10 protein-coding genes and 1 pseudogene are annotated in these 11,992 nt (G+C 67.6%); 4 read left to right on the top strand and 7 right to left on the bottom strand.

Annotation, left to right across the window (positions count from 1 at the left end; genetic code table 11):
• Positions 1-7: 7 nt before the first annotated feature.
• Positions 8-3,586: an NACHT domain-containing protein gene (locus tag ACFY0T_RS42550; RefSeq protein WP_388883680.1), complete on the bottom strand. Its 3,579-nt coding sequence runs from the start codon at positions 3,584-3,586 to the stop codon at positions 8-10.
• 1,247 nt (positions 3,587-4,833) lie between these two features.
• On the opposite strand from ACFY0T_RS42550, the gene ACFY0T_RS42555 reads away from it, so the two are divergent.
• Together ACFY0T_RS42555 and ACFY0T_RS42560 are read left to right on the top strand one after the other, a co-directional pair.
• Positions 4,834-5,493 (top strand): hypothetical protein, encoded by a 660-nt coding sequence (locus tag ACFY0T_RS42555; protein WP_388883682.1) that lies wholly within the window; start codon positions 4,834-4,836, stop codon positions 5,491-5,493.
• A gap of 165 nt (positions 5,494-5,658) precedes the next feature.
• Positions 5,659-5,988, top strand: coding sequence for a RacP protein (locus ACFY0T_RS42560; protein WP_388883684.1), 330 nt, complete (start codon positions 5,659-5,661; stop codon positions 5,986-5,988).
• Between the two features lie 258 nt (positions 5,989-6,246).
• Here ACFY0T_RS42560 and ACFY0T_RS42565 read toward each other — a convergent pair whose 3' ends face one another.
• The 4 genes and pseudogenes from ACFY0T_RS42565 to ACFY0T_RS42580 all read right to left on the bottom strand — a co-directional run bounded on the left by ACFY0T_RS42565 (position 6,247) and on the right by ACFY0T_RS42580 (position 9,061).
• Complete coding sequence (locus tag ACFY0T_RS42565; protein ID WP_388883686.1) at positions 6,247-6,912, bottom strand: nitroreductase; 666 nt, start codon at positions 6,910-6,912, stop codon at positions 6,247-6,249.
• Positions 6,913-7,083: 171 nt separating this feature from the next.
• A complete protein-coding gene (locus ACFY0T_RS42570; protein ID WP_388883688.1) occupies positions 7,084-7,650 on the bottom strand; it encodes a hypothetical protein in 567 nt (188 codons plus the stop codon).
• A gap of 398 nt (positions 7,651-8,048) precedes the next feature.
• Positions 8,049-8,474 (bottom strand): annotated as a pseudogene (locus ACFY0T_RS42575) (integrase core domain-containing protein); the annotation flags it as partial.
• 161 nt (positions 8,475-8,635) lie between these two features.
• Complete coding sequence (locus ACFY0T_RS42580) at positions 8,636-9,061, bottom strand: hypothetical protein (protein WP_388883690.1); 426 nt, start codon at positions 9,059-9,061, stop codon at positions 8,636-8,638.
• Positions 9,062-9,736: 675 nt separating this feature from the next.
• On the opposite strand from ACFY0T_RS42580, the gene ACFY0T_RS42585 reads away from it, so the two are divergent.
• Entirely contained in the window at positions 9,737-10,069 is a 333-nt protein-coding gene (locus ACFY0T_RS42585) for a ribosomal protein L7/L12 (protein ID WP_388883692.1), read from the top strand.
• Between the two features lie 388 nt (positions 10,070-10,457).
• Here the strand turns inward: ACFY0T_RS42585 and ACFY0T_RS42590 are convergent, their stop codons facing one another.
• A complete protein-coding gene (locus ACFY0T_RS42590) occupies positions 10,458-10,907 on the bottom strand; it encodes a hypothetical protein (protein ID WP_388883694.1) in 450 nt (149 codons plus the stop codon).
• Positions 10,894-11,139 carry a hypothetical protein gene (locus ACFY0T_RS42595; protein WP_388883696.1) on the bottom strand — a complete coding sequence of 82 codons (246 nt, stop codon included), beginning with the start codon at positions 11,137-11,139 and terminating at the stop codon, positions 10,894-10,896. Before ACFY0T_RS42595 ends, ACFY0T_RS42590 begins: the two co-directional genes overlap by 14 nt.
• Positions 11,140-11,541: 402 nt before the next feature.
• Here ACFY0T_RS42595 and ACFY0T_RS42600 point away from each other — a divergent pair, with 402 nt between their 5' ends.
• A complete protein-coding gene (locus ACFY0T_RS42600) occupies positions 11,542-11,673 on the top strand; it encodes a hypothetical protein (RefSeq protein ID WP_388883698.1) in 132 nt (43 codons plus the stop codon).
• Positions 11,674-11,992: the final 319 nt, after the last annotated feature.

The raw sequence follows: 11,992 nt of genomic DNA on the forward strand, positions 1-11,992 counted from the left end.
CTCCACGTCAGTTGCGCGTACGCCCGGCCATCGCGTCCCAGAACCGGTCCAGTTCCCGGACGCGCATGCCGACCCAGTGCGGTGTCTTCCTGCGCAGGATCCTGGGAAAGCACCGCCGCACGGGACCGGGCAGCAGCGCCTGCTGCTGACGGCAGAACGGCTCGCGGATCTCGCTTCGGGGCAGGCAGCCGCGGGGCGGGTACGGGCAGAACTGGAACTTGCAGTCGGGCAGACAGGCCGAGCCCGGTGTGGGCGGGGCCAAGGTGCCGGTCGGCCTATCGGGCCGCAGCGGCTCGCGATCGGTACGAATGCACGGCGGGAGCTGCATGCCGGGCTGCTCCGCGCGGGCCAGGCGATCCTCGACCTCGTCCGGGTGCCCGTCGCGTTCGATGAGGTTCAGCATGATCAGCACGTCGCCGACGAGACGCTGGGCGCGGCTGTCGAGGGTGCTCCAGCCGACCGAGGGCGGGATCCACAGGTTGTGCTTGCGGTATGCCCCGCTATTGCCGGTGCGGGAGCCGATGTTGTCGGTGACGCCCTTCTCGTCGACCCAGAGGAAGCGCTCGGGCTGCCCGGTCTCCAGGGCGAGGGCGGCCAGGTCGCCCGCCTCGGCGACGAACGGATGCAGCCGCGGGGGTGAGTCGCCGTTCACGCCGGGCGCCCTGTTCACCGTGCCCGCCATCGACAGCCAGCGCTCCACGGTCTGTACGGCGGTCGTCCCGCCGATCGCCGGGGGCGGCTCGTGCGACCCGTCGCGGTCGTCGTAGCGGCCAGCTCTGTCTGGGAGCTCCCACAGGCACAGCGCCTGGATCAGGCAGAGCTGCGCGTACCAGCACCGGGACTGCCGCAGCACGGTCTCCGCCTGCCGGATCAGGTCGGCGCGACCACCCGGATACGCGTCCGGATGGCGTTGCCGCCGGTTGGCCGCGTACTTGAAGCCCTGGGCCAGCGCGGCCTCCAGAGCGAGCGGCAGGTCGGGGGTGCCGCCAGTGGATTTCGGGTCGAGGTGGCGCAGCCACTTGTCTAGACGCTCCCGGGCCTCGTCACGGTGGGCGTCGTCGACGGAGCCCAGGAGCATGGGGAGCATCCAGGCTCGCATCACGAACTCCCTGAACAGTTCCAGCCGTTGCTGCCGGTACTCCCGATTGAACTTCTTCCGGTCGCGTTGCAGCTTTTCGATGCCCTCGGACAACGCGTCCTGCGAGGGGCTGCGGGCGGCCCTCTCCTTCTTCATTTTCCTGGCCCAGTCGTCGCACTGCCACTTCTTCCAAGCCTTCAGCTTTCTGATCTCGTTGTCGTACTGGGTCAAGGGGTCGTTGTGCAGACCGATCCGCTCACGGATCACGGCGAACGCCGCGTTGCCGCCGGTGCCGAACTCCTGGGCGGCGGCCAGGCGAACGGAGTAGGAGGGCTCCGCCTTGCCGATCTGGAAGAGCTGCCAGTACAGCCGCGAGGTGTCGATCTTCTTGTTGGCCGTCCGCAGCCCCGCGCCGAGTTGCTTGAGCAGCCTCAACTTCGCGTCCTCGAGAGTGCGGTGATCCCCCTTGATGCGGTTCCAGCGACCTCGCACCGCGGAGACGATGTCGCGCAGCAGTCTCGGGTCCTTTTCCACACTTTCGATCTCCAGGGCGGCCGCGTAGAGATCGAGGACCTTCGGGTCGTCCGGGCGGCGGTTCGCGGCCACGAGGAGCCGGTGGGCCAGGGTGCGCCCGCCCACTGGTGCCCGGCGCCCCCGCTCGTCCTTCCATTTCCTCAGCTCGGCTCGGACACTGCCTCCCTTGTCCGTGAGCTTTGCCGCCCGGCGGCGGGACAGAAGCACCAGGGCAATGAGCAACTCACGGCTGGGACCGGGCGGTTGGAGTGCCTGTTCGGTCGCCGCTCCGGCGTCGTTCTCCTGCAGGTGGTCAAGCATGCGGTAGCCGAGGTAGGCCTGGATGATGCTGTGCGGGAAGCGGACCTTCCGCTCGAAGCCCTCCACGAGCTTCAGCTTGTCCGCGTTGCCCGCAAAGCGGGCGAGCACAGCATTGCACTGGACCATGTTCCCGCCGCGCAGGCTCTTGGCCGCCTTCTTGCCGAGCCGGCCGCAGAGCGTGTTCCAGATCTGCTGCCGGTGCCACTCGGAGTATGCCTTCGTGCGCTTGCCGTACTTGTCGAAGCGACGACGACTGTTGGTCCAAACGTGCTCCGCGTGCGCCTGCGCGATCCGCGCCGGACCAGGGTGGATGTCATGGTCGAGCAATTCCTCGAACGAGACCTCCAGCTTGTCCTGGAGCAGTCCGATGCACGCCAGGGCCGACACCACCTCCATGGTGTCCTTGCGCTCCTGCGGGGAAACCGCGACATCCTCGCGCAGCCGGCCCTCGATCAGCGCCGAGCCCCATGTCTCCATCAGCCACAACCGAAGCGTGCCGCGGTCGCGGCTACGCGTGTCCAGGCGATCCTCGTCCTCGCGGGGCCGGTCGCGCTCCAGAAGACCGTGCTGGTGCAGTTCGCGGGCGATCTGCAGGTAGATCGGCGACTCGGTTACCTCCGCCGTCTCCACGATCCAGTCCACGCGGCGCTCGTCCGTCTCCGGTACGTGCGCCTCGACGAAGCGCAGCGCCTCCTCCTCGCTCAGCGGTTCCAGCTCCACGATCGCGGCGGCGGTGCTCTCCAGCGGGCTGTGCGGCCGGGAGGCGATGACCAGCGGCAGCTTTTCCTCTTGGGCGCGCTCGATGGCCCTGCGGATGATGTTGTCCCGGTTCTGCTGAAGGTTGTCGTCGAGAAGGGCTTCTTCCAGGCCGTCGGCGATGACGACCGGCTTGTCGTCGGCGAGCAGCTGCTGCCAGACCCGATCGTTCTTGGAGCGGGCCAGGATGCCCGGGGGCGCCTCCTCGGCGAAGCGCCGCTTGGCCAGGCGTTCGAAGTTCAGGTCGGTCCCGTCGGCCACGTCCCGCAGCCGGACCGGCACCGGCACGGCGCGCTGCCGGGCCAGCAGTTCGGTGAGCCGCACCAGGACTGCGGTCTTTCCGACGCCGACGCCGCCGACGAGCAGATACGGCCGACGGGTTTTGCGCTCGCGCAGCCGTTGGGCGATGACCTGCGCGATCTCCTCGCGCCCCACGATCTCGGCGGTCTCCGGCCCGGCCGTGAGCACCAGTCCACCCGGATTTTTGCGGGCTTTGGTGAGGTAACGCCGTTTGCTCCAGCTGTACCACCAGAACAGGAAGAGCGCGGCGGCAATCGAAGCGGTGAGGACGGGACCGACGAAGCGGAGGAAGGCGTCGAATCCTCCGTTCTTCCGCAAGTCCTCGAAGCCGGTCGACTCGCCCGAGATCAGGATGTAGAGGCCCTCCCCGCACCAGGCGAGGACCGCGAGGACGGCAATGGTCCAGACGATTCTGGTCCCGTTGGCGTAGGAGACCCATCTGCGCCACTTCTTCGGGCGGGTGGTCCCGCGGCGGGCTTCCAGACTGATCGTCAGAGTGTGCCAGCGGCCCACGAGGATACGTCCGACCCGGTTCCCCGCCCGTCTGAGGTCCAGCGTCGCCATGGGCGCGTGGCGCGGTCGCTCCTTGCCCGGGGGGTGGCGGACGATCTTCGTCATCGTGCGCTCTCCTTCCGAGGGCAACTCCGGTTCGGAAGACCCGCGCACGCGCCTACTTCCATGAAATCACTCCCGCGGCACCCCGCAACCCGGCCGCCCGGCGCGAAAAACACGCGCTCCCCCCCCGGGGGCGTCGGGCAGACTCGGGCCATGGGGTGTTGAATCTGTGCTGGCAGATGTTGAAGTGGTCAAGGACCACCCCCGTCTTTCCGCCGGCGGCCTGGTTGGCTTCACACGCGGCGAAGTCGATCACGCCGCCCGCCCGCTGCAGCGGCCGGACCGCCACGGGACGCCCCGCCCTCACGCTCGCAGCGGCCTCCGGAGTGCGCTGCACGGTGGACTTGGGGCGCGGCACGACGGAACGCGAAGCCCCGGCTGGACGGGGGAGACCAGCCGGGGCCGTGGGGTGGTGACGTGCGGAGGGCGGTCACCTCTCGGCGGAAGGCTCCATCGGGCTTCAGCCGGACGATCGTCCCCATGGGCTATGGGTGAGGCCCGGGGACACTGTCCCCTCCGCAGCCACATGTAGGTGAACGGTCAACTGCCTGGGGTTGTTCCCTCCCTGCGCGCGAGCCGCAGTGACGTGCGGCACTCCGCCTCCTCGGGGTGCGGTCAGTCGATGAAGTCGCCGGCGAGGGTGGTGAATTCGTCGGGCCACTGCCCAGCGGCACCCGCCCCCTGCGGTGCGGCGAGCCAGGCGCGTGCGCTGGGGTCGCGCTGCAAGTGCGCCGGAGACTGTTGAGCGGGTGCGGGTCCGGGGCGTGAGCGGTGGGCGCAAGTGGGTACGGCGCGGCCAGTGTTCGCGGTTTCTAGTGACGAGGGAGGTCCCCGGGGCACATGAGGTTTCCGGGGAGCCGGGTGAAGTTGCGAAAGCGGCCGCCCTGTTGGCTCACTTCGTGCCGGTGAGCGGTTCGTTCGACGGCCCGTGCCGCAGATCTGCCGGGTGATGAAGGGCCGTAGGGCGCTGCCCGGACGGGTGTAGAGGTAGCGGCGCGCCGCAAGGATCTGCAGCGTGTTCAGCCCGTCGACCTGGGCGCGCCCGCACCCGGGCAGCCCTCCGGCTCCTCCAACAAGCCCATCACCGATGTCCCAGGGCCGCCTCCACACCGTTCCCGACGAGCAGGACGGTCTTGCCTCCCTCGGTCCGCCGTATCGGCAGGAGGCTACGGTTACGCCGTAGTGGTACGCGCGAGTAGTGAGGAGACGGCGTGGCGTTCGGGAGGGGTGGGGCACGGGAGGAGGCCCCTGTGCCCGCTGTCGCGTGGGCTGGGGTACGAGAGTTCACCATCGGCACTGTGGAGCGTCCGGTCACCAAGAATCGTGCCCGTCCTGTGCGTGGCCCGCGTGCCATCCGCGTCTCCAAGGGTGCGGGCAACTCGAAGGTATTCGCTCCCTGTGCCTACGTCGCTGCGGTCGCCCCTCCCGCGCCGCCGTCGGCCATGGAACCGTGCCTGTACGAGGACCCCGAAGCGCAGCAGTTGCTGTGTTACCTCGTCGCCGAGGGGGACGAGGGCAGCGAACGCCGCATCCAGGTGTTCGATGGACATGGAGAGGGAATCGGCGCTATTCGACGCATTCCCCAATCCAGCAAACTTTTCAAGCACACTTGGCGCATCGAGCAGCCCGGACACCCGGAAATTGTTGGGCGTAATCAGTGGAGCGGGTTCAACGCCAAGCGGATTGCTCAGCGGGCAGCCGACAATGTCGTCCCAGAGGTACTGAACGCCGTGACCGGTATGGGGCCTGACGACACTCACAGCAGCCCTGTTCGCAAGAGCCGTACGTTGGAGTGGGTGTCTGGCGGCGAGCTGGTCATGATCTCCCAGAGCATCAAACTGCTTACGATCAAGGCAGATTGGCTGGACCGTCGCCTTGCCTTCGCGTTCGCTGTCCTCGGGGACCGCTGAGCGTTCGCCGCTGGACGGCCTCGCGGTGGCCGGCCGGGCACCGGCGCGCGGAGGTGAGCTGGCACCTGCACCGGGTCCTGGCGAGCACCACGCAAGAAAGGGGACGCAGCCCGCTCGCACGCCGAGTGCATCCGCAAGGTCCTCCACGAGGCCCAGGGCGTCGGGGTGACGTTCTCGCAGCTGGTGAAGTCGACTGAACTCACCCGGAGCCAGGTCCAGGACGGGCTGGCGATGCTGCGCGACCAGGCCGCGGAGAAGGACTGGCCGCCGGTGGTGTGGTCGCTGGGCGAGGGCTATCGCTTCAGCGGGGATGCCGACGTGCTGCGCAAGTACGAGATCGCGCGGATCCACGAGTGCTTCGTGGAACTCGGCCGTCTGCTGACCGGCACGGTCGCCCCGCACGGCCGACTGATCCCGCAGGACAAGTGGATCGCCTACGTCGAAACCCAGCTCAACGCCGTCGAGACCACCCTCGACCTGCTGAGCGCCGCCTGACCACTGTGATCGAACTCAAGGGGACGCGATGCGCCCACGCACCTATCCCTCCGACACCACCGCCGCCGAGTGGGCCCTGCTCAGATCCCTCCTGCCGGTGCCGGCCTGCCAGACCCCGAAGGGCGGGCGGCCGGAGAAATGGCCCCGCCGGGACGTGATCTTTACCGAGCGTCGTTCTGATCGGATGGGCTGTGAACTGTATGGATGCGTCGCGTGGATGTCCGTGACGTGGCGGACTCCGCGGCGAGGGTCAGCAGGTCATACTCCGATGAAGCTCACTGTTTCTGTCATGTCCGCCCGCCCGGTACGCAGCCGTGGCACGCCTTCCTTCTCGAATCCCACCGCGACACCGCAGAACAGCACGAGCCCGTCATCGGCTCCGACCATCTGGCTGACGGTCTCGCGATACATCGTCCACATCACCTGGGGGCAGCTGTGTAACCCTTCCGCCCTCAGCAACAGCATGACCGTCTGCAAGTACATCCCCGCGTCCCCCCACTGACCGGGCCCCATCGCCCGGTCGAGGTAGCAGAACAGCACGACCGGCGCCCCGAACGCCTCCGAGTTCAAGGCGGCGATTTTCATGGGCCTGTCGGGGTCCTCGCGCTCGATTCCCAGCGCTTTGTACCGCTGGGCGGCCGCCGCGGAAAAACGGTCCAGATACGGCGAGGTCAGCTCGGGCGGATACATCGGGTACTCCCGCTCATCACCCGGGTCTCCCGCCAGTGCCCTGGCCGTCGCACGCTTCTTCAGTTCGGCCAAGGGCTCGCTGGTCACGACATAGACATGCCACGGCTGGAGGTTCCCACTCGACGGAGCCCGCGTCGCTGCCGCCAGCACTCGCTCGAGTACTTCCTTGGATACCGGCTCATCGCTGAACGCCCGCACGGCCCGGCGACTGTCCACGGCTTCATACACATCCACGGCTTTTCGTCCTCTCACTCCATCGTGGGCAGCGAAAACACGAGGATGATCATCGCACCAGGCGAGCACACCGGGCGGAGCTTTGGTGCTGCCAGAACTCGGCTCTCAGTGACAAAGCCAAGGCAGCCTGGTCGCCGTCGAGGCGAATCACTTCGGCGGTTGGTTCGTCGGTCATGGCTGGTCCTGTTCAAGGAGTTGGGCTTCGAGGTCGGCGATGCGTTTCTCGGCGAAGCGGAGGTTGGAGCGTGCGCCTTCGAGCCGCTCCTGGAGCTTGCGGTGCTCCCGGGTGAGCTGGTGGACGCGGTGCTTGAGGGTGGTGTTCTCGGTGGTCAGGGTCTGGAGGGACTCGCCGGGGACCATCTGGTCGAAGTCGCGGAGCTGTCCTATGAGTTCCTCGATCCGATGACGTTGAGCGAAGACCTCCTTCTGGGGGCGGGTCAGCTCGGCCTCGGCGTTCAGAGCACGCTCCCGCCAGGACGCCTCGATCCGGTCGTGTTCCTGCTGGGCCTGGCGGTCGTGGCGGCTGCGGTGGTCGGCCGTGGCGTTCTGGACGAGGATCCGTGCGTCGGTGTTCTCGTAGAGGAATGTCGCGGACACTCCTGCTCGTTCGGCGACGGCCCGGACGGTCAGGCGGCCGCGTTCGCGGCGGAGCTGGCCGAGCGCCTTCTCAACACGGGCTAGCTTGTCCTGGGTCTGCCGGCGAAGGGCGGCGATGGCGGCCGCTGTGGAGGCGGTCATGCGGCATCGTCTCCGTGCTGTGTGTGGGCCAGATCTCGGGCTCGGAAGGCGGTGCTCCAGACCCTTCCGAAGTAGTCCTGGGGCCGTCGCAGGTCGAGAGCGAGGGCGTCGTCGAGCAGGCCGACGGCCGCCAGCGCGAGCGCACGGGGTGCGGTGTTCTCATGCCCCGTACATGCCGTTCTGGCGGTGTTCGGTTGCAATCATCCCGTGGCAAAGACGAGATCGACTGCGCGTATGTCGGAGGGAAGGTTTCGCTGGGCGCCCCACGCGTCCTGAAAACCCTCGACTGCCTGGCCTCCGTGATCCGCAGCGCCGATCCCGCCGTCTGGAACCTCGTCTGGGGGCCAGGCCGTTTGCAAGGCTTCCAGGGAGGCCATTGTGGCGCTAGATGTACTCGGTCATGACTTTGGTGACAGTCGGGTGATCGGTGGCTGGCCGCCGAGCGCAGTGTGTCGGCGGCCAGTGTTGTAGAAGTGCAGCCAGGGCGCGAGTGCGTCGGAGCGCTCGGTGTTGCTGGCAAAGACCTGGTGGTAGGCCCACTCGGCCTGCAGGGTCCGGTTGAAGCGCTCCACCTTGCCGTTGGTCCAGGGGCAGCGGGGCCGGGTGAACTTCTGCTTGACGCCGAGGGTTTGGCAGGCCTCGCGGAACGCGCCGGAGGTGCGGTAGGTCCGGGCGTTGTCGGTCATCACGCGCTCGATGCGGGCGATGCCGTGGCTTGCGAAGAACGCGGCCGCGCGGGTGAGGAAGGCCGCGCAGGTGGTGCCTTTTTCGTCGGCCAGGATCTCGGCGTAGGCCAGGCGGGAGTGGTCGTCCACGGCGGCGTGGCTTCTCACGGTGTCTCACACCGTGTCCAACCGGCCAGTCTCACGGGCGTGTCCAAATCCTCGGATCCTCGCGGCAGTCCGTTCAACTTCCTGGCCCCGGTCTGCAACGCGGACTGACGAACCGCTACCAGGCGGGTCGGCCGTTCAGTGCCGCGGATGGGTCACCGTGCCGGGCCGAGGATGAGGGGACGGAGCCAGGACCGGAAGGTCGCGCCCTTCGGCGCCTGAGCGACCGGGGCAGTGGCGCCTGCCGTGGAGACCACGCTTTCCGGGCAGGAGACGTCGATGTCGGCTTCGCCGCTGGGCATCGTCGTGCGTGCCAGCCGCCGCCCGGTTTTGGCCTCGAACACCTCATAGGTGAGGCGGGCCGGGTAGACATCCGCAGCCGCCAAGTCGTATTCGCAGGTCCCGATGGCCTTGGTGCTTGTCCTTCGCAGGCCGGTCAGGCACACGATCAGCTGGGCGTGCGAGGGGTCTTGGAGCAGATGGTCGGCCGCGAAGGACACCCAGGAGGCGGGCAGGTCGAATTCTTGCCCGCCCGCATAATTCATGTCCTCTCCAGCCGTGTCGACGAACTGGCCGATCACGACGCGATGCGGGCCTGGACCCGCGTAGGCCGGGGCGGAGGGGTCGGGGATGGCGGCAGGGTCGCCAGCGGTCGGGCTGGCGCAGTCAGAGACGTCGGGGAGGATGCGGGGCGATGGGCCGCGGGAGGTGGCTGGCCGTGTTGCAGGTGCCGTCGTATGGCCTGCGTGGTGCGGCGCGCTCGGTCCCGTGGTACATCCGGTCAGGCCGAGCAGCGCCGCGGCTGCACATATCGCTGGGCCTCGAAGTCGCATCGGTCTCCCGAATCTGACGATCGGCCGGTCTCCGCCGCGGCGGTGTGCGAAGGATCTTAGAGCCGCCCAACCGGGACCCCCGCTGTCCTACCCGCCCCCTGACCGTTGACACGTCGGCCAGTGGCCGAAAGGCCGCGCTGCTAGGAGACTGTCCATGGGAGGCTGACCAGCCTGTCTCAGACGTATGGCCGATCGGCCACCGAGTGGTCATCGGCCGTGAGATTCGGCCACGGAAGCCGAGATCCCACAGGTCTCGGGGCTTGTCACGGAGGTCCGTCGTGCCCCCCACCACCATCTGGGCTGGCGCCATCAGCTTCGGCCTGGCTAATGACGTTGAAGCCTGAGAGGGGATCCAGGCAGCATGATCTGATGTGCCGTAGTGGCGGTTTGTCTGCCAGACGGTATGGCTGGTCCGATGGGGGGATGGTGGAGGATCCGGAGTTCGACGTGCTGCTGTCCTCTAGCGGCGATCAAGGGATCGACCTTGTCCAAGCGGTTCGCTCAGTAACTGGGCTGAGCGCATGGCGAAGCAAGCAGCTGCTTGAAGCCGCTCCGACGACGGTTGTCGACCGAACATGGTTCGAGGCCGCGACGGAAGCGGTGAGGCGCCTCAACGCAGTGGGCGCTCGAGCTGACTTGCGTTGCAGGTGGTGTGAGCGGGTGATGTCTCTCGAGGACTGCCCGGTGGACGCCGGGCCGTGCTCGTCGCCCTTCTTGTCCCCGGACGGATGCCCCGCAAGCCGGCAGAGAGCTTGATCCCTCCCCGTCCGGGTAACGGAACCTGATTGCGTTCAGGCCGTCACAACGGTCAACTGCGTTCTGTCGCGAGACTGCTTTCCAGGCGGCCTCCTCCATTTACCAAGACCCCCGAAGGCGGTGCAGAGAGGCTATCGCCGTGCCGGCATGCCGAGGAGTACGGGCTCGCCTCTGGCCGCCGTGTCAATCTGGCTGATCTTGGACTCAGCGTCGGCCAGGCTGACACGGAGTACTTCGATCTCGCCCAGCCAGGCCTCCTGCTCTGCCTCAGCAATGCGGTCAAAGAGGTTGTCGCGGATCTCGACCAGACGGCTGCGCTGGGCGGGATCGGGGCGAAGAAGGGAGCAGCGGACGCAGGGTTCTCTGAACTAGCGCTGGCGGGTGCGAATCACGTCTCGTCGGGGCCGATTGCGGCGTTCAGCGCGCGCAGGGCGTCATCGTATTGGTGACGGTCGAACTGGAACGGACCGAATGCCGTGTACTCGCGGGACTTGCGATGGGGTTGCTCGAAGGAGTCCCAGATCACGAGGTCGGCTGTCGTGGTGATGCGGGCCATGAGAGGCCAGCATCCCCACTCGCCGCATTCACAGCCGAGAACGGGTGTCTTCGGCCCCAACGCTTTGGTGGACCGTCCGAGGAAGTGGTCCTGCATCGGGCCGAACCGGAAGAACTGCGGAATCAGACCACCGTAGGCGTCGCCTGCGGGCTGCATCCCGGCGGCGATCTCGAAGCTGTCGATCAGCTCGGTAAGTGGTGCTCCGTCGATGCGGGGGAGGATCACGAGCACGCCGCCGTCGCCACGTTGCTGGCTGTCGAACCGGATCTCATTGCTGGTCATCCAGTGATTGTCTCAGCGCAGCTATTCCCTCCTCCTCCCGGATGGGATGAGCTGGTGATATGCGTGGCATGCCGAGGTTGATCGCCGTGCCGCCGGGAGTTCGTCGGTCCATTTGAGCGAGCTTGTCTTCGGCGCCAGCCAGGCTGACCCGGAGTCCTTCGACCTCGCCGAGCCAGCCTTCGCGCTCGGCCTCGGCGATGCGGACAACGAGGTTGTCGCGGATCTCCTCCAACCGGCCGCGCTGGGCCGGGTCCGGCCGGAGGAGCGAGCAACGAACACAAGCGTGTTCATGAACACAGGGGCTTGAAAAGGCACGAGCGCAGGTGCCGATGGAGACCTTGCGCTTCTCGAAGTGCGCAAGGAAAGCGTCCCATTCCTCTTCGGTGGGGGTCCGATACTCATCGCTGGGTCGGGTGGCCCTGCGGCGGGCGATGAAGGCGCGATGGGCCTCGATGGTCTCGGCCGGGCCAGGACCCCCGCCACGACCTCGTCCTGGTGCGGCGCGAGGTAGATCTCGGTCGTGGTCAGATGCGCGTGCCCGAGGACCCACTGCAGAGGAGAACCTTCGTCACAGCGCCGCCGCCCGCATGGTGCGCGACCCGGCGCTGACGCTGACCGACGCGGCGCGGTGCAGGTGCCCGCCTTCCAGCCGGGCTGGGTCCACAACCACTCGACGAACATCACCAGGGTGCCGGAGGTGACGGCGAGCAGCTGCACGCCGCTGTCGCCGCAGAACTTGCTCCAGCTCGCCCAGTCCTGGGCGTAGCCCTTGCGGGTACGCTCCGGTCGGCCGTCCGCGACCGCGCGCACGGCCTGTCCGTCGATGTGCTCCAGCGCGGCCCGGGTCGCGGCGTCGTACTCCTCGGGCCGGACCGGTGCCGCCGGGGTGACAACTGGAGTGACGACCGGGGTGACTGTTACCCGACTGTCTGTCATGCCCCGTCCCGTATACCGGAGATGAGCCCTGCTCTGGACTCCGGACATGGGGAGCTTGTCCGGAGTCCAGTCCATGACTTCGCGTGGTTCCGGCATCAGTCGGTGTGTGGCAGCAACCGGCGGACGGCCCTGACCGTCCTGTTGATGCG

Source organism: Streptomyces sp. NPDC001530 (genome assembly GCF_042894545.1).
Classification (GTDB): Bacteria; Actinomycetota; Actinomycetes; order Streptomycetales; family Streptomycetaceae; genus Streptomyces.